The organism is Pedobacter steynii, from assembly GCF_900103665.1.
Taxonomy (GTDB): domain Bacteria; phylum Bacteroidota; class Bacteroidia; order Sphingobacteriales; family Sphingobacteriaceae; genus Pedobacter; species Pedobacter steynii.
In genome coordinates this window covers 95,269-113,583 of sequence record NZ_FNGY01000007.1, presented here as the reverse complement: position 1 = coordinate 113,583, position 18,315 = coordinate 95,269, and the positions used below count along the sequence as shown (strand labels likewise).

Genomic DNA, 18,315 nt, shown 5'->3' with positions numbered 1-18,315 from the left:
CAGAATTAATAGATAACTAAGGATGTAGTTCTATGAGGCAATGTACAAATTATTGGAGAAGGATAAGAGTAGTATCCAGTGGGTTTTGTGTAATTTAATAGTTGCATTGGGCGCTCTGCCAACCATTTTTAAAGCGTTGAAAGGGAGGGGGCTGATTTGCGCCCTGTACTTAGGGGATAGGAAATTTTCGTGTATTGAATGCTGTTAAAATTCAATACACGAAGAATTGTATTATTTGATTTTTACTTCTTTTACGTCGATCAGTTCAGGGCCGTTTTCTACCGGATAGCCTGGTACTTTTGTTCCTTTAAGGATTACTTCTTTATCTTCAAAGGTATCGAGGTTAACGGCCGTGCTTTTCAGCGCATAGGTTTTATCGCCCGACTGAATCGTGTGGCTGCCATATTGGTAGGTGGTCATCCCTTGTTTTTGGATTTTTCCGCTGAGTTCAATCATGCTTTTATCTCCTGAGGGTTTTGTGGTGCTGCAGCTGGCAAATGTGAAGCCGACAGCTAGAAGGATTAATAGTGTTTTCATATGCTATGTAAACGTTAGAACTTAAAGTTATGCAACACTTACCGATAAATAAGTTTTTCAAACCTTTTTCTTTTTGCCCTTTTTCCCAAACTTTCTATTGTACCAGATGATGAATCCTGTAACCGGTAAACTTGCTCCGATCAGGCTAACCAAAAAGGCGATGATCTTTCCGGGAAGTCCGAGGACCTGGCCCAGATGGATATCGTAGTTGAGTCGTCTTAGTTTGGTTCCAAAAGGCGCTTCCTTAAAACTCGCCGCATAATAGGCTTCTTTTGTGATCTCTTTCCCCGTATGTCTGTCGAAATATAAACTCTGGTCTGCATAAGTTTTTCCGAGGCTTGCAATGGCATTGATCTCTATACTGGAACTATGATTTGCCGTGTCAGGTGTGCGGTAGGTATAACCTTCTGCATCCTGAAAACGCCTCATTGTGATGTCCAGACTTTGATCGAGCACCTGTTCCAGACTACGAACTGCGTTCATTTTGGTGGTGTCAGATAGCGTTGCTTTCCATGCCGGGAGCGAGGCGCCGGCGGAAGTGCTCCAGTAAAGCCCCTTGCTGAACCATTTTAATCCATAGATCATCCCTGTCAGGGAAAGGATGAGCAATAGGATCAGGGAATAAAAGCCCAATACATTGTGAAGGTCTATATTGACCCTTTTCCATTTTGCAGTCCATTTGATCTTAAAGCTTTTATCTCTGGTAGATTTGTTCCATTTCTTAGGATACCACCAGATTAGTCCGCTGATGAGCAGAAAGACAAAAATCAGGGTTCCATAATTGACAACCAGCCTTCCGGTTTCCCAGGGCAGCCATAAGGTACGGTGGCCTTCTTCAATAAAATAGAAAAATTTGGTTGTTTTATTGAGCATGATTCTTTTCTCCAACACCTTTCCGGTATAAGGACTTAAGAACAGCAGCATGGGATTGTCGTCCCATTTTTTTGCAATGACTTCTATCGCCCTTCCTTTTTTATAGGTCACCATGGTGACTGGTTCCCCGGGAAAATGCTCCGCTACTATCGTTTTGATTCTTGAAGGAGGGATGACAGGCTTTGCCTGATGGCTTACTTTTACGGGAGGATAGATCAGGTCCCGGATTTCTTCATTAAACGCAAAAAGGCATGCGGTAAGGCATACGATAAACATGATCACTCCGGAAACGAGGCCCATCCAGAGATGTAACCAGTTGTTGATTTTTCTAAACATGAAGGGTAACAGCAATAAAAAAGGCCGAAACAGAAATTTCTGCTTCGGCCTTGTAAAAAGAATTTTATTTTAACCTGGATAAGGTACTCACATAGTCGACACCTTTCACTTCAAGTCCTTTAGTCAGGTTCCCCGAAGCAATGTCATAAGTCCAGATGAATTTACCTGCGGTAGAAGAGGAAACAGCGATATAAGCTTTTCCAGCTTCCACCAATACCGGAGATACCAATACACCACGGTCCAAAGGAAGCTCTAGTTTTTTTCTGGTTTTGTTCACTACATCAATCACGTAGTATTCAAATACATCTTTGTTTGTATAATCTTCAAATTCCAATAACAGGTCTTTTCTACCCATACGGGTGATGGCTTTTCCGTTTCCTAAGTCCCAAAGGCCATAGTATTCCCGGTTTCCATCGCTGATTGCCGACAAGTCAAAGAAATAGTCTTTGTCGAATGCCGTTGCGCCATTCTTTAACCTGAAGATTGCGCTTGGCTTATTCGGATTTACACCCCATCTGTCGCCGGTATTGGTGATCATATACACATCATTGTTATAATTTACCGCGTTCGGAGTGATTGGAGCGAAAGAGCCGGGATAAGTGGAACGGGTATCCGTAGAGATCGTCACGTTGTCTAATGCCGGGTAAGGTGCAGAAGCCAGGTAAGCAACGTCTGTAGCGGTCCAGTTTGAATTGTACACCGCATAGGTCACATATAATCTATCCCCTTTTAAAAAGCAGGAGCTGATATAAATGGCTTTGTCGGTAGGCTGAAGCTCCTGTTTTCCGAAGGTACCTGTTTTGATGATGGTCATGTTGTCTACATTGATGATGGTATAGGTCATGATGGCATCAGGGGTGGTGGAGCTTGTTCCACTGATCAGTAAGGTATTGTCTGTTAACCAGAAACTGTTCATGATATTTCCGGTAACCGGCATTGCGCCCACTTCTTTCAGTAACTGGTTCTCCAGTTTGCTTTTGGTAAATTTATTATTGGCAAGATTATAGTAAAAACCATTTTTAAAAAGGCGGCTCCATCCCGAGATTTCGGTGCCTTGTCCGACAGTGGTTACCGATCCTGTGCTCAGGTTTCCTGAGGTCATCAGGAACAAGGCAGTCGGGTTATTGATCCCAGCTACGATGGCAAACTGGCTTGCCTCAGGAGCGGGATCAACAGGTTGTTCCGGGTTTGAACTTTTTTTACAGGCGCTGAAGGACAATGTTGCAGTAACCGCAAGCAGGGCTAATATGCGCATTGTTTTATTGGACGTTTTCATTTTTGATATTGTTTTATGTTTGTGCTTTAAAATGTTGGTTATTTGATGAAATACCTGAATTTCAGGAAGAAGGCCCTGCCTGGTTTTTGCAGGCGGAAATTGTCGTAGGCCATGGTATCAAAGATGTTTCTGGACTCCAGGGAGAAGTTGTACTTTCCTTCTTTTACAGAATAAGTGAGGCTGGCATTGTGAACCGTTTGTCCGGGAATTTTGGACTTGCTTTCTGCCACTGCACGGTCTGGCCAGTACAGGTAGAACCAATGTGTATACTGTGTAAACCAGTTCAGCTGAAGCCTGCTGCCTTTGCCAAGCAGGTCATTTTTTCCGATGCCCAGGTCTGCATTTCCAAAAAGCCAGGGCTGGTTAGGAATCCTTTCGTCTTTTGTGGCAGAACCCGGATCTTTTTTCACTGCATTCATATAGCTGGCATTAACGGTAAAGGAAAGCAGGTCTTTGTAACTGTACCTGATTTCTCCGTCAACACCGGTAATCTGGGTGTTTCCGACGTTCCGGTACTTTGCATAAATATTGCTGACTTCCAGTTGAATAAAGTTTTTCGCTTTGCGGTAAAACACAGAAGCCTCTGCCGTAAAGTGGTGGTCGTTGACCTGTTTCGTGGCATATAGGCCGAGGTTAATGTTATCACTCTCTTCCGGACTTAATCCGGGAGTAGCCAGAACTGTATTTCCATCGCCAAAGAGTTCTTCTACCTCTGGCAGTCGAAAGGCATGCTCGTAAGAAGCTTTTAATCCCGTTCCTTCAGTGATTTTGTATCGGGTAGCGACTCCATATCCATAATAGATTTTTGTTTTTTCGGCTTCTTCTTTTACATAGCCTGTTCCATTATAATATTTTGCTTCGCGGATATAGGTATGCAGCCGGTATTGCTTGGCAAAAACGGAAGTGCTGAGCCGTTCGTTAATGCTTTGGTTTTGCCAGGAAAGACCCAAAACACCTTTGTCCAGCTTATTCGGAACATCCAGTGCATTTGCAGTCTGGTCTGATTTTAAGGTTTCTATTGCTTTTCTGCGTCCTGCACTAAGTGCATAGTTGAGGCTGAAGGAGTTGTTGTCATTTAGCAAATAGGATAGATTTGCGCGAAGAATGGCGAAGTTATTGGTGTATTTCCAGATCGAGAGCTGGTCCCGTTCCCCGAAATTCTTGTCGTAACCAATTACATTTCCAGTCCAGTCAAACCTCGATGTCGAAGTATCTACGGTGCTGCTTTTTTCTTTTGCATAGGTGGCAAAGAGACTTGCATTTAAACCTTTAATGAACAAATCGTTCTTTTTGTATTTCAGACTTGGCATAGCGAAATCTCCATAAGTATGGACCTTTCCAAATACTTTTTCCTGAGTGGCACCGGTTTGAATTTCCTTGTAAGCAGAGGAGTAGAGCATGCCAACCAGGAAGACATCTGCCCAACTCTTATCCCTGTATCCCAATTCCAGCTGCCCCATTCCGGAGCGGAAACCATCGTTGAAGCGTTTAAAGTTTCTATTCACATATTTTGATTGCGCATAGTCGTAAACTTCAATCTCTTTCATCGTGTAATTGTTGTCTGCGTAATTGTAAAATCCGCTGGCATTGAACGTTAATCCTGTTTTTGGATCGGTATAACGGCCGCTAAGCGAGGCTCTGTGACTATTGAACGAGCCGTAACTGTAACTCATGTCCAGGTACTGTTTCACCTGTTGGTTCGTGACGATATTTACGGCTCCACCTAAGGCATCTGCACCTAATTCTACAGGAACCACTCCTTTATAAATTTCTATTCTCTGGGCCAGGTTTACCGGAATGTTATTGAGCGACATGGAATTGCCAAAGCTTTCCATAGGGATGCCATCGATGAAAAACTTCACCTGTTTTCCGGAAAGCCCGTTTATCGAGAAATTGAAGTCTGAGCCCAAACCTCCGCTTTCTCTTACGCGGATACCGGTGCTTCTGCTGAGCACCTGATTGAGATCGGCAGTGGTATTGGCAAGGGCTTTGGTTTCTATGGCATTGACATTGAATCCTGATTCCGTTAATTTTCTTTTTTCTGTCTTTCCAACTACGTTTACGGTCTGCATCTGTTGGTCGTCATGCTGTAAAGTCAGATCGAAGGTTTGCAGTTCAGGTGTATTCTTGATTTCGATCACTTGTTTTCGGGTCAGGTAACCAACTGCGGACGCTTCAATCGTATATTGACCTGCTTTGATTAAGGAGAGCTGATAGCTGCCATCTGTTGCGCTGACTGTCCCGGCTTTCAATGTCCTGATCCGGATTGAAGCACCTTCTATGGGTTGATTTTCTGTCGATTGTATTTTGCCTGTGATGCGGAATTGTGTTGCATTTTGGGCGAGTGTGAAGAAATGGAAGGCGCATAGGAGCCCCGTAAGCAGAATTTTGTTAATTTGCATTGATTTTAATTATCAAACGTTAAATCACCCGGTTTCCGGGCCGAACCGTACTGTTACCAGCAGTGCGGTTCATTTTTGTTAAACCTGTATTATATGGATTGTATTTTCTTGTTTATTCTCATGGCAACATTTAAAGGTAAAAGGTCTTCCAGGTAACGCTGGTCGACAACAATAATTTCCGGTGATTTCCAGTCTGCCCGCAGGGCGACATAGGTGATTCCTTTTTTAAGGGTATAACTTTTCGGTTTTACCGATTGGGAAGCACATGGGGCATCAAAACGGATTTCCATATCTTTCCTGGATTCATTTTTCAGCAGCATGACCTCACAGAAACTGATGTCTCCCGACTGCAGGCCGGTATTCAATACCGCATGGACATTGCTTTTTGGCAATGCAGTTAGAATCAAGCCATCGATGTTTTGTTCTATCGCATTTGTTCCGATATTGTGCAGGTTGACGAAAGTTTTTTCATTTGTCGTTGCAGAGAAATGAAAAAACAGCAATGTTGCAGAGCAGGCAATGAAGATACTGGCGGCAATGCCATATTGATAAATGCGGAATCTTTTATGGCGTTTTTCCTGATCCTTTGCTATTGTTGAACTGAGGATCTCAGCCCATAAGGAGTCTTCGATTTCCTGTTCTTCGGCCGGATGATGCAGGTAGGCGATCTCATCCTCATCACTTTCCAGCCATGATGCGACAGCAAGCCTTTCTTCAGCATTGCATAAACCGGAATGATACTTTTTTAAAAGCTCTGTTGTGATATTCTTAGCGCCCATCAAATATAAAGTAGATCGAAAACGGATTTACCCCTACGTCTTATTTAGATTTTTTTTAAATAAGATAAATGATGTTGCTAAGTGCTTATTTTTCAGGGGAGAAGAGGAGGTAGGAGGACTTTGGAGAAACCGATCCTTTGATCAGAATTCCTTTTTTTAACAATTCTTTCCCAGCATCGTAGCTATAGACCTGCGCCTGATTGTCTTTTTCATTGACGACAAAATAAGCTTTCCGGCCATCAAAAAATCCAGCCGTCCCCCATACGAAATTGGGCTGATGCTGATCTTTCAGCAAGAGTTTAAGCGTTTTTTTATAAACATCGGCTATATAATAATCGGTTTTACCTGTTGCCGGAATCGGAGCAGTAACCAAGATCACCTGACCATTTCCTGCAGCAGTAATGCCCAGCAAATGTATCCCCCTGGTGAATACAGAAAGATTAAAAAAGTATTGTTCATCAAATGCCGTTGCTCCTTTTTTTATTCTATAAAAAGCAGTTGCTGCTTTGGGATGGTTTCCATGATAGAAAACAGGGGAGGTAAGGACGTATTGGTCATCCTGACTATCGATAAAAGAATCGAATAAGCCATTGACCCCCGTTCCGGGAAAAGCAGAGCGGGTATCTTTAGTGATTTTGGGTTTATTCAATGCCGGATAGTCCAAAACTGCGAGGTAGGAGGTATCACTGCAATGGTTAAATTCTGCTCCAAATGAACTATAACCAAGGTATAATTTACCCTCATGAAGACTGGCGAAGGTTTCAAAACGGGATTGCCCTCTGGCTACCGGAAAATTCCAGGGCTCCTTTTTAACCAGTTTCATGGTTTGAGGATCAATGATGAGGTGCATGTCTTTGTCACCCTGACCGCTGATGTACAATTGATTTGAATCCAGATCTACCGAATTGGAGATAAAATCAAAATCCTTTAGCTGAAGTTTGCCAGCCGCTGCCAGCTGATCAGTTTTGTAAGTGTATTTGCTCAGCGTCTGTGTTTCTTTGTCCAGACTAATCAGAAAACGATCTCTGATGATGACATAGGTGCCTAAAGTATTGGAAATATCGATTCCCTGATTGGTATTGGTGACTTCGCCGGAATCAAGGGAGTTTAACCAGATCATCCTGTCTTGCGCTCTGGAACCTTTTTCGCCGTTAATCAGTAAAACATATTTGTGGCGTTCCGCGGAATTGGTATTTCCGGAATTCTTAGGCTGACAGGCCATAAAGCAAGTGCTGAGAAAAAGGAGGACAAGGCGTTTTATTTTCATTCGTTTTTATAGTCAGCGAGGTGCTGTCGGATGAACGAAAGTGCTTTTGTCAGCTGATTTTCCACCGTTTTTTCTGAGAGGAGCAGGGAGGAGGCAATCTGACGATTGTTCATCCCATTTTCTCTGCTTAGCCTGTAAACAAGTTTGCAGCGTTCCGGTAATTTATCCACCAATGAAGCGATTTCTTTGGTGAGGAAATTGAATGCCACATGTTTTTCAGTCACTAAGTCGGTATCCTTACAATAGCGCATCGACTCTTCAAGATTTCTTTCCTGCTGAATTTTCTCCCGAAAATAGGTAGATATTTTAAATTTAACAGACCTGACCAGGTATTTTTCAATAGAATCAGAAATGATCAGTGTTTCCCTTCGTTCCCAAATCGACCTGAAAAGGTCGTGAACCATGTCTTTTGACAGGTCCTGATCCTGGAGCTTGTGGTAGCAGAGGTAATACAGTTTTTTCCAATGTGTTTTGTAAACCAGCGCAAAAGTCTCCTCAGTAATCTCAAAGGACGCTTTCTCTGTATTTATATCTGTAATGTTTAACAATCCCCTGTTTCTATAATTCGTCCCAAAGGTAGTGTTATTTAGATTTATTCAAAATAAAAACGGCAGGTTCATGCTGAGCCTGCCGTTTTTATTTTTTAAAGATTATTATTTATTTTAAAGTTCCCTGATCCATATGTTCCGGAAACTTAGCGGCTCACTTTTGTCGCCATGACTTTGCAGTTTAATAGGCGAAGGACCATGCGCTTGTTTGTACGAAGGTAAGCCCACATATTGCGTAGGGCCTTTCAATTCAAAATTATTCTGTACGACTACACCATTGAAAATTACGGTCACTTTAGCCGGACTTTTTAAAGAACCATCGGTATTAAATAGGGGCGCAGTCCAGATCACATCATATGTTTGCCATTCTCCAGGTTTTCTGGCAGGATTAAACAGAGGTGTGGTTTGTTTATAAATACTTCCGGCCATCCCGTTGGTATAGGTTTTATTGTTGTAGGCATCCAGGATTTGCAATTCATAGCCTAAGTCTCCTTTTCCGATGGAAGCGAGGAAGAGCCCACTATTGCCACGTGCCTGTCCTTCGCCGGTAATATTCGCCGGAACTTTCCATTCCAGGTGCAGTTGGTAATTGTTAAAAGACTGTTTAGTCTCAATATTTCCTGTTTTTTTATCAACGGTAAATTCTCCTTTGCCCACTTTCCATTTTGCAGGTTGCGACCTGTCGTCGGTCATCACCCATTGGTCCAGATTTTTACCATCAAAAAGGATGATGGCATCTGATGGCGCATTGCCTGTTGTTTTTGCCGGAGCAACGACTACCGGTACAGGAGTATAAAATTCCGTGTCCTCATGTTTTGCATTTTCCTGCGCATTTGCGAAGCCCGCTGTTGCCAGGAGTAAAGATGTAGTTAGTATTGCACTATTTAGGTTCATAGTTGATAATTTAGCTTAATATTTAAGGCTAATATACAATTATTGAGCACTGTTTTATTTCAAAAATTCTTTCATCAGGTTTTGTCGCTCATTTGTTGCAAGATCAATGAGCTCAAAGCGTTTAGCAGAGGTAAAAGAGCCGATGTCGGTATCGCTGTTGATGTGGATTGTGCCCAGTAAAATGACGTATTTACAAGTGTATTTCGTCTGACTGACCAGGAGGTTGATTCTTTCATCGATGGCTTCATAAATGACCTCTGTTGCTTCCTTTAAAGGATGTGTTGCTGCGATGATTCTTGCCTTTTCTTTGAACAGGATTTGCTCTATGGTGTTCATCTGGTAATCCAGATCGTTCAGGTTTCCCGGAATGATGGCATCATTCATCAGCTTATTTAGTGCGCCTTTTGCTGCGCCACAACAACCGGTGCTGTTGTGCTGTCCGTAGCGGTGGATTTCTCCGATAACGCCCTCTTTTGAAATGCCGATATGTGGGCCATAATATACAAAAACGGCACCTTCATCCGGAACATGACTGGCAAAAGCGCCCATTCCGGTAAGCCCGGTAAAGGGGAAACCATCCAGGCCACCCATTTTAAAAGGACCCAGGAATTCGCTTGCCCTAACCGGGTATTGAATGCTGTTGACATCATCGCTGCAAATGCTGTCTGCCAGCATAATCTGGGAAGGTTCCAGGTCGAGGTGTTCTTCCACGAAGTCAATCAGGCGGTTAACGCTGTCGATGGTGGTGATTGCATTGGGATAATGCGCACGGATCAGGGCTAGTTTTTCTCTTTTTTTCATAAGAATATCTTGTTTTTAAGGCAGATGTCGGTTTATAAGATGATGTTGTTTTTAGGCTGAAGGGCAGGAGGTAAGTCTGTTTCTCCAAGCATTTCTCTCAGGTCTATTTCTATCGTTCTGCTCATCTGGGAAATAGGGACATCATTGGCACTTCCTTCAAAAGGGTTCTCTGTACTTTCTCCTACAACTTCCAGTGAGGTATACACCCAGGAAATCAGGACACTGAAAGGAATCACCATCCAGACCATATTTCCTTTCATGATGCCTTCCACGCTTTCATTCAGCTTATCAAATTCTTTCAGTAAACCAAAGGGCAACAGGAAGCAAAACAGTTTGATGAAAAAACCGTTTATGGTAGCAAACTGACGCGGATAGGGGAAGTTCTTAATTCTTTCGCTTTTGCCCTGATGGTCATAAAAGTCTTTCACAATCCGTTCCATCTCTACAAACTGGTAACTGTCCAGTTCTTTCTGTTCAAATAAATCGCCCAGCGTTTTTGATTGCAGGCTCATCAGATGAACTGCCCTGTTTTTTGTACTGAGGATATAGGTCAGTTCTTCGGCAGGAATATATTTGGCCAGTTCTGTTTCCAGGCTACTTTCTCTTTCCGGAATGGTATAGAATTTCTTATACTCTTCATTAGACCTGTTGCTGCTGTTTTCCCAGGCTCTGGGTTCCCTCATTTGGTAACGTAAGGCGGTAAGCCAGGCAAAATGCCGGTAAACCAGTTCTTGCGTCTTTTGCGGGTTTTTCCTTAGAAAGTCGCGGCTCATGGTTCCCCAGGTTCTGCTGCTGTTGAGGATGGAACCCCAGATTTGCCGCGCTTCCCAGGTTCGGTTATAGGTCTGCGTATTTTTAAAACCTACAATAAAGGCGGTGGCGGTACCCAGAAGTGCGACTACCGTCCATGGGATGGCCAGCCATTTTAGCCCCAGGCCCTGATATAAAAGTGTCGGGGCCGCGCCGATCACAAGGACCCAGTAAATGATTCTTCTTGTCCATACAAGGAATTCTTTCAATTGATAGGATCTGCCGATGTGCATAATTTAGGATTGAGCTGGTTTTGAACTGAATTTACTAATGATGATCCCTACCAGCACAACGGTATAAAACTGTCCGATGATGCCGAATAGGGAAGTGATGAGTTTGGTATGGTGGGTATTGGGCGTAATGTCTCCAAAGCCGATACTCGTGATGGTAATGCTGCAGAAATAGACGAAATCCATATAGGTGCTGGCAGGATCTGCGGTATTCAATCCTTTAAAAGAATCCGGATGTCCGTAGGAGCAGAGCTGAAAAAGGAAAGTATTGATTTCTATCAGTAACATATAACCACATGCTGATGCCGAGATCACGTCGGCATTGATATAACTTGGCCGGAGCAGGAATTTCAGGATTTCCCAAAAAATGAAAATGAAGAACCCTGAAAAGATAAGGTTTAAGGCAAACATATAACCTTCATTTTTTCCAAAGAGGGGAAGGAAAACGGGCAATAAAACGACCATCACCAATAAGACGTTCCTGACTCTGTTTTTTAGCTTTCCCTTTTCAAAGAAAAGGCCTATACTGGCAAGGCCGAGGATGATCATGTTAATGGGCCAGATGACCTGTGTATAGCTGGGAAGATCTGTGATAAAAATCCCAATAAACAGGTGTTGAACCAATGCGAAGAGCAGAAACTCATATTTGTGTTTCTGGATGAACGAAAGGATGCTGTTCATCTCTAAAGGTGTTGTTTTGCTGATTTGCAGGCAGTTGTTTTTCTCATTCCGGTCTGGTGGTTTTTGGAGGTATTTGTTCGGCACTTAAGTTTTATCAAAAATTAAACCAAGTTGTTTTTGGATTGTCAAATTGCCCTTTTCCGGGAATGCCGGAACATTAACCGGCTATCTTTGACGAATGAAATTTACGCAGATTACCATGATAGACGATTGCGGAATCAGAACGCAAATGCGCCAATCGAATGTGCTGATTTCTTTATTGGATTTTAACGAGGTAAAACCGCTCCAAAACCTGGCTTCGGGTCTGGTAATTCAGAAATTTTCCCTTTAGCCTCGTGATGTGGAAATAGTCAAAGCTTTTTAGAATTTGGGCATGGTACATGGTTTTCAGGACAGAAAATTCTGCTTCCGGAACATACACAACCATGCCTTTGTTACTTTTTTCTTTTTCCAGCGCTTCATAACTATAGAGGTATCCGACTTCTCCGGGCGCATAAAAATCAAAAGCATCAGAGGAAGACATCAGGACCTTTGCCTGTGTTCCGGGATGTTGTTCCTGCAACCATTTCCCTGCCTTCATCCCTGCCTGGTATTCCAGAAGGGCAGGATAAAAGAATAGATAAAGAAATCCCATCAAAGAAATGGAAAGCAAAGTGCTTCTTGCCATGATGGTCTGTACGGAGGTGCCTTTAAACAATACAAAGGCGAGGATCAGAAGGAACAGTAAGCTCCCGATGCAGAGAAATGGAGAAGGAACATGAAATAGCAGTGCTAATGAAGAAAGGAGCACTGTAATGAGCAGGAAAAGAACATTCTGAATCTTAAAAAACACTTTTATTCCTTTTGCCTCAAGGCGGCAGAGGTAAGCTGCGGTAAGGATCGAAAATTGTGGGAAAATGAGCAGAATATAGTGTGGCAGCTGGAATTTGGAAAGAGAGAAAATGAGAAAGGAAACCAATGCACTTGCCCAAATAATGATGCCTTCCATAGGGATCTTATCCCTGTTTTTCTTTTTCACCAATTGCGCAATGGCAGTGTAAAACAGGACCGACCAGGGGAGGAATGCCCATAAGGTGGTATGGAAAAAGAAAGAAACATCGCCCTTTCCTTTGATCGGGCCGCTGTTGAAAAAGCGTCCGAACTGACTGTCCCAAAAGAAAAACCGGAGTCCGGAAACGCCCTGCTGTCCGAATACTATTTTTTCAGGATGCAGGTCAAATTGTACATATAAAGCATAGAGCTCCGGACTGATAAATATTAAAATCAAGACCAGTGCGATCCACCATTTTGGTTTTAGGATTTCCTTATATTGTTTGCTCACCGCCCAGTAGATGAGGAATCCGGCGAAAACCGGGATCAACACAAAAATACCTTTGATCATGATCGCACAGGCGGCAAAAAAAGAACCGGCAACAATATGCCGGAAGCCCTGCTGATGCGCCTTATAATAGTGGTAAATGCTGGCGATCACAAAGGCCGTGATGTAAGTTTCTGCCCGTACATCAAAGCTGGAAATAATCAGGTGGAGCGCGGTGCTAAAGATCAGTACGCTGATTAATGCGGTTTTCTCCTCATAGATCGCTTTTGTAAACAGGTATAAGTACCAGCAACCCAATAAACCGGCAAGAAATGAAGGAAGTTTGTAGGCGAACGCAGAAATCCCGAAAACTTTGTAAGATGCCGCTGCGAGCCAGAAAGTCAGGTGTGGCTTATCCAGCCAATCTGCATCATGCAGATACAGGTTGATCCAGTCGTTTTTTAAGACCATGGTTTTGGCAATCGCGGCATACAGGGCGCCATCCGGCTCCATTAAATCACCAAAAAGGGCAGTCGCGCTGGCGATAACAACGAGTATAATCAGGATTAAATACAGTTTGTTTTCTGCTATTTTCATTTTTAATGATTGAGGTCGCAATGGTTTTTATGAATTAACAGCAAGTTAGATTTTGAAGAATACCTTAGCTTTAATGCTGTATTAAATGATTGTTAGGGATTATGGTACAGGTGTTTATGTTACTGCATTTTCAGTCGGGATAATCAGTAACTTTGTTAAATAATGAGCATAGCTGAGCATACATTTCTACCCATAATTCCAGATCAGGAGCTGAAAGATTCCTTTTCAGTAGCATTTATGAGCGATGATAGCGTTCCTGAAACTGCGCTTTGCAGCATTAGCTACCATCGGATTTTTTCCTGATCCGATTCTTTTTGATCAAGTTACGTAATGTAGGTTCTGTGGTGCTGTATCTTTTGGAGATGAATTCGCAAAGAAAAGTATTGTCATCGATGAACAGATTGACATCATTTACTCCTCTGTCAGTTAGCTGCCTATGAAAACTGCTATCCTGAGCGATGGCGAAGTTTTCATAGGAATATCTTTTTATATTTTGGGATGGTACAGGCTGATTTAATCGAATTGATAATCAGCGTTTTTTATTTTTTCTCTCTGATCGCTTTAAACTCTGATCCGGTTTTCCATTTCGGGAAGCCTTTTTCTGTGCTTAAACGGAAGCCCATGTCGAACAATAACCGGACATCTTCTACCATGCCGCTCATGTCCCATGTTTTTTCATCAAAGTTGTCTTGCGGAGAGTGATATCTTGTTTTGATATAGTCTTCAGCTTGTTTCATACCCCATGCTTTACCATGCGTTACGTTGTCTACCCCGGAACCTGTGAAGAGGGAAGGGATGCCTACTTTTGCAAAATTGAAATGGTCAGAACGGTAATACAATCCGGAAGAAGGAACGGGATCGGCAACGATAATCCGTCCTTGTTTTTTGGCGGATGAAGCGGCATAATCTTCCAGTTCAGACTGTCCGTATCCATAAACCACTATGTCTTTGGTTTTTCCGGCAAGGCCCATCATGTCCATGTTGATGTCGGCAACAGATTTCTGCGCAGGGAATACCGGATATTTTGCATAGTATTCGGAGCCGAGTAAGCCTTGTTCCTCTCCTGTAAAGGAAATAAACAATACGGATCTTTCCGGTTTTACTTTTGTGTTTTTAAATGCGCTGGCCAGTTCCAGTAATGCCGCTACTCCTGTGGCATTGTCTACTGCGCCATGGTATACAGAATCCCCTTTGATGACCTCGCCAACGCCAAAATGATCCCAGTGTGCAGAATAGATCAATGCCTCGTCTGCTCTTTTTGTTCCGGGAATCAGGGCCAGTACGTTATTGGATACCGATCTTTTGATCGTGGTTTTGATTTTCAGGGAAGTGGTCAGGCCGAGGTCCACCGGTTTAAAACCGGGTTTCAAGGCTTCTTTAAACAGACTTTCATCCTTACCTGCCAGGGCAAAAAGCTGTTTGGCAATGTCAAGGCTGATCCATCCTTCTACCGTTGCCCTTGATTTATTCTGGTCTGGCGCTTCCAGTTGTAATTTTGATTTGTTCCAGCCGCTTCTTACCACAGACCAGGGATATCCTGCAGGAATATCATCGTGAATGATCAATATTCCTGTGGCGCCCTGTCTGGCAGCCTCTTCAAATTTATAGGTCCAGCGACCGTAATAAGTCATGTTTTTTCCTTTGAATAAGCCGGGATCGGAAAGCCCCGGATCATTGATCATCACGACCACTGTTTTTCCTTTGACATCCAGTCCGGCATAATCATTCCAGTGGTATTCCGGTGCTACGATTCCATAACCTGCAAATACCAGCGGAGAATTTGTGATGCTGACTTCCGGCGCGACATGTTTTGTCCCTGCTACAAAGCCGGTCAGATAACTGGCGGTAACGGATCCGTTTTTTCCTTTGATGATGAGCTGCTCTTCAGGATTGGATTTAATATCCACCATCGGTACTTCCTGGAAAAAGCTTTGACCATTCCCTGGCTTTAAACCTAATTTTTCAAACTCCGTTTTCAGGTAATTGATGGTTTTTGTTTCCCCGATCGTAAAAGGCTTACGGCCTTTAAACTCATCGGAAGCTAAAACGCGGATGTGCTGTGCGAAACTGTGTTCATTGATACTTTTTATGGCTCCGGAATCGGGAGCGAATGATTTTGGCGTTTTATGCTGTGCATTTGTCCAGAGGCTGATGGACATCAGGGCAAGCGCAGAAAGAAAATACCGGGGATGTGCGAAAGGATGGGTCATTTTATATCTTGATTAAATTTCTAAAATGGGTTCTGCGGGCTAATATAAGACAATCCGTTCAGATGTTTATTGGTATATCGGGAATCTCCGATATTATCATCGGAGCGTCATCTCTTCCTGATAAATTGGAATATCGGAAAAAGTCGATATATCTTTGTGTCATGAAACAATTAGAAATATTTAAAGCACTTTCCAACAAGACCAGACTGGAGATTCTCCAATGGTTAAAGGACCCTGAAGCCAGCTTTCCGGAGCAGGCGCATGTATCGGGCTTTGAACTTGGCGTCTGTGTAGGGGAGATTCAAAGAAAAGCAGGATTGACCCAATCTACCGTTTCTGAGTACTTATCTATTCTCCAGCGCGCAGGTCTGGTCACTTCTACCAGGGTAGGGCAGTGGACCTATTATAAGCGTAATGACATCGCTTTTGATGAATTAAGTAAAATTATCCAATCTGATATTTAAATAAATAATATATGAATACTGACAGTTTATTCAGACCTTTTAGTCTGAAATCATTAAATATAAAAAACAGAATTGTAATGGCTCCGATGACGCGGTCATTCTCTCCAAACGGAATCCCGACTGCTGATGTAGCGACTTACTATCAGAAAAGGGCGGAAGGTGAAGTGGGTCTGATTCTTTCTGAAGGAACGGTGATTGATAGAATTGCCTCTTCCAATGATGCGAATATTCCTCATTTTCATGGAACAGCTGCATTAGATGGCTGGCAGAACGTGATTAAAGGGGTTCATGCAGCAGGAGGAGAAATGGGTCCTCAGATCTGGCATATGGGAATCATGGACAACCATCATTCAGGATGGGTGCCATCTGCACCTTTTGAAGGACCGTCTGGACTGAACAGACCTGGTTTTAACAATGGAAATACCATGACCGAAAAGGACATTACTGAAGCGATTCTTGCCTATGGCCGCGCAGCAGCAGATGCCAAACGTCTGGGATTTGATACCGTTGAGATTCATGGTGCCCATGGTTACCTGATCGACCAGTTCTTTTGGGAAGGTACCAATTTACGTACAGACGGTTACGGAGGTAAAACTTTGCCGGAGCGTAGTCGTTTTGCGATCGAAGTGGTCAAAGAAGTGCGCAGACAGGTAGGGGAAGATTTTGCGGTAATCCTTCGTTTATCACAATGGAAACCTGCAGATTATACCAATCAGATGGCGAAAACTCCTGAAGAACTGGAAGCCTGGTTAAACCCATTGGCTGACGCAGGGGTAGATATTTTCCATGCTTCACAACGCCGTTTCTGGGAACCTGAGTTTCAAGGTTCTGACCTGAACTTTGCCGGATGGGCAAAAAAGGTGACTGGAAAAGCAACGATTACAGTAGGTTCTGTCGGACTGAACGGTGAATTTTTGGGCGCTTTTGCAGGTGAAAGTTCTGAGCCAAGCTCATTGGAAGAATTGATGCGCCGTATGGACAGGGGAGATTTTGACCTCGTGGCCGTAGGAAGGCCGTTACTTGCAGATCCAAACTGGGTAAAGAAAATCAGAGAAGACCGCACCAGCGAATTAAAAGGCTTTACTAAAGCAGCACTTAGTCAGTTGGTTTTAGATTAAGCAATATTTATTAAAGCAAAAGGGCCGGTATGTGAATGCCGGCCCTTTTGTATTTTATCCATTTTTACTTAAAAATTCATCAATCTGTGTGCCGACCTGATCCACAACCTCCTGCGGATGTTCGGCCTCATTTCCTCCGGATTCATACCAGCCATTGTCATCTCTCATGAGATAAAGGTAAAAGTCTGAACCACCCGCCTGACTTTTAAAATGATACGTTTTATCATCAGAAGTTGTTACCGGCCCTTTCACAATTGTACCCCCTGGCAGCTTCGCCTGAGCATCTAATAAATGCTTTTTTACACCCATGTTTTTTTACCAAAATAGGTATAATAACTGGCAATGTCCTTTTATTTCTGCTGAATAACAGCGTTGAATTTTTGTCAGGAATTTAAATCTTCAAAATAATGTTGTTATTTTGGGCAAACACAGGAATAAATTATCAGATCATGCGCATTTCCCTTTTTTTGCTGACTATGCTATGCAGTTTAAGTCAGCTGGCCATTGCCCAGACTCAACATCAAAGTACCGGCTGGCTGTTTCTAATGAACAATACTAAAATCAGTAAAAAATGGGGGACTCACCTCGATGTTCAATTGAGGTCTTCGGATCAGTTTTCTCTATTGAGAAATTTCATGTTCAGACCCGGGCTTACCTATTTTATCAATGATAAAAGTGATGTGACCCTTGGTTATTTGCTCAATGAGACTTTTTCAGGTCAGGATATGATTGGTACTAGAAATAATACGCTTACAGAGCACAGAATCTGGCAACAATACATTTATAAACATAAAATCAGTACGGTCAATGTGAGCCACAGGCTACGTCTGGAACAGCGCTTTATGGAACAAAATGCCGGTTCGGATTTATTTGCACAACGTTTCAGGTATTTCTTCAGAATGATCCTTCCACTGGAAAAAGGAAAGCAGGATTTTGATAAGGGACCGTTTGCAGCATTACAGAACGAACTTTTCTTCAATGTACAAAATAAAGGAAAGCTGAACGGTTCTGTTTTTGACCAGAACAGGGCCTATCTGGCAGCGGGTTACCGTTTCAGCAAGAAGATGGACCTTGAAGTCGGTTATTTAAATCAGGCGGTAAAAGGATTACGTCAAAATTCGATGAACCATGCGGTTCAGCTCGCGCTATACACCAGATTTTAATAAAATCAGATTTTCATAGAACAGCGCTGCGT

The 18,315-nt window shown here is 42.9% G+C and carries 17 protein-coding genes; 3 read left to right on the top strand and 14 right to left on the bottom strand.

Annotated elements, in window-relative coordinates; translation table 11 throughout:
* Positions 1-231 precede the first annotated feature (231 nt).
* The 13 genes from BLQ87_RS19745 to BLQ87_RS19685 form a co-directional block, all read right to left on the bottom strand.
* Positions 232-537: a hypothetical protein gene (locus BLQ87_RS19745; protein WP_074610211.1), complete on the bottom strand. Its 306-nt coding sequence runs from the start codon at positions 535-537 to the stop codon at positions 232-234.
* A 57-nt stretch (positions 538-594) separates the two neighbouring features.
* Entirely contained in the window at positions 595-1,746 is a 1,152-nt protein-coding gene (locus tag BLQ87_RS19740) for a PepSY-associated TM helix domain-containing protein (protein WP_074610209.1), read from the bottom strand.
* Positions 1,747-1,810: 64 nt separating this feature from the next.
* A complete protein-coding gene (locus BLQ87_RS19735; RefSeq protein ID WP_074610208.1) occupies positions 1,811-3,022 on the bottom strand; it encodes a DUF4374 domain-containing protein in 1,212 nt (403 codons plus the stop codon).
* A 38-nt stretch (positions 3,023-3,060) separates the two neighbouring features.
* Entirely contained in the window at positions 3,061-5,424 is a 2,364-nt protein-coding gene (locus BLQ87_RS19730) for a TonB-dependent receptor (RefSeq protein WP_074610206.1), read from the bottom strand.
* 89 nt (positions 5,425-5,513) lie between these two features.
* A complete protein-coding gene (locus BLQ87_RS19725) occupies positions 5,514-6,203 on the bottom strand; it encodes a hypothetical protein (protein ID WP_074610204.1) in 690 nt (229 codons plus the stop codon).
* An 85-nt stretch (positions 6,204-6,288) separates the two neighbouring features.
* Positions 6,289-7,470: a hypothetical protein gene (locus tag BLQ87_RS19720; protein WP_143010490.1), complete on the bottom strand. Its 1,182-nt coding sequence runs from the start codon at positions 7,468-7,470 to the stop codon at positions 6,289-6,291.
* Positions 7,467-8,018, bottom strand: coding sequence for a sigma-70 family RNA polymerase sigma factor (locus BLQ87_RS19715; RefSeq protein ID WP_172664933.1), 552 nt, complete (start codon positions 8,016-8,018; stop codon positions 7,467-7,469). Before BLQ87_RS19715 ends, BLQ87_RS19720 begins: the two co-directional genes overlap by 4 nt.
* Positions 8,019-8,132: 114 nt before the next feature.
* Positions 8,133-8,912: a 3-keto-disaccharide hydrolase gene (locus BLQ87_RS19710; RefSeq protein ID WP_074610201.1), complete on the bottom strand. Its 780-nt coding sequence runs from the start codon at positions 8,910-8,912 to the stop codon at positions 8,133-8,135.
* A gap of 54 nt (positions 8,913-8,966) precedes the next feature.
* A complete protein-coding gene (locus tag BLQ87_RS19705; protein ID WP_074610199.1) occupies positions 8,967-9,713 on the bottom strand; it encodes a hypothetical protein in 747 nt (248 codons plus the stop codon).
* 32 nt (positions 9,714-9,745) lie between these two features.
* On the bottom strand, positions 9,746-10,756 hold the full coding sequence (locus tag BLQ87_RS19700) for a bestrophin family protein (protein ID WP_074610197.1): 1,011 nt from the start codon (positions 10,754-10,756) through the stop codon (positions 9,746-9,748).
* A gap of 3 nt (positions 10,757-10,759) precedes the next feature.
* Positions 10,760-11,518: a potassium channel family protein gene (locus BLQ87_RS19695; protein ID WP_216857834.1), complete on the bottom strand. Its 759-nt coding sequence runs from the start codon at positions 11,516-11,518 to the stop codon at positions 10,760-10,762.
* A 172-nt stretch (positions 11,519-11,690) separates the two neighbouring features.
* Positions 11,691-13,328 carry an ArnT family glycosyltransferase gene (locus BLQ87_RS19690; RefSeq protein WP_074610196.1) on the bottom strand — a complete coding sequence of 546 codons (1,638 nt, stop codon included), beginning with the start codon at positions 13,326-13,328 and terminating at the stop codon, positions 11,691-11,693.
* Between the two features lie 539 nt (positions 13,329-13,867).
* Positions 13,868-15,538, bottom strand: a complete 1,671-nt coding sequence (locus tag BLQ87_RS19685) for a M28 family metallopeptidase (RefSeq protein WP_074610193.1) — start codon at positions 15,536-15,538, stop codon at positions 13,868-13,870.
* Between the two features lie 161 nt (positions 15,539-15,699).
* Between BLQ87_RS19685 and BLQ87_RS19680 the strand changes: the two genes are divergently transcribed.
* Positions 15,700-16,002 (top strand): ArsR/SmtB family transcription factor, encoded by a 303-nt coding sequence (locus BLQ87_RS19680; RefSeq protein ID WP_074610800.1) that lies wholly within the window; start codon positions 15,700-15,702, stop codon positions 16,000-16,002.
* Positions 16,003-16,013: 11 nt separating this feature from the next.
* Positions 16,014-17,120, top strand: a complete 1,107-nt coding sequence (locus BLQ87_RS19675; protein WP_074610191.1) for an NADH:flavin oxidoreductase — start codon at positions 16,014-16,016, stop codon at positions 17,118-17,120.
* A gap of 54 nt (positions 17,121-17,174) precedes the next feature.
* Here the strand turns inward: BLQ87_RS19675 and BLQ87_RS19670 are convergent, their stop codons facing one another.
* Positions 17,175-17,429, bottom strand: a complete 255-nt coding sequence (locus tag BLQ87_RS19670) for a hypothetical protein (protein ID WP_074610190.1) — start codon at positions 17,427-17,429, stop codon at positions 17,175-17,177.
* Positions 17,430-17,569: 140 nt separating this feature from the next.
* Here BLQ87_RS19670 and BLQ87_RS19665 point away from each other — a divergent pair, with 140 nt between their 5' ends.
* Positions 17,570-18,283 carry a DUF2490 domain-containing protein gene (locus tag BLQ87_RS19665; RefSeq protein ID WP_074610798.1) on the top strand — a complete coding sequence of 238 codons (714 nt, stop codon included), beginning with the start codon at positions 17,570-17,572 and terminating at the stop codon, positions 18,281-18,283.
* The last annotated feature ends 32 nt before the right edge of the window (positions 18,284-18,315 follow it).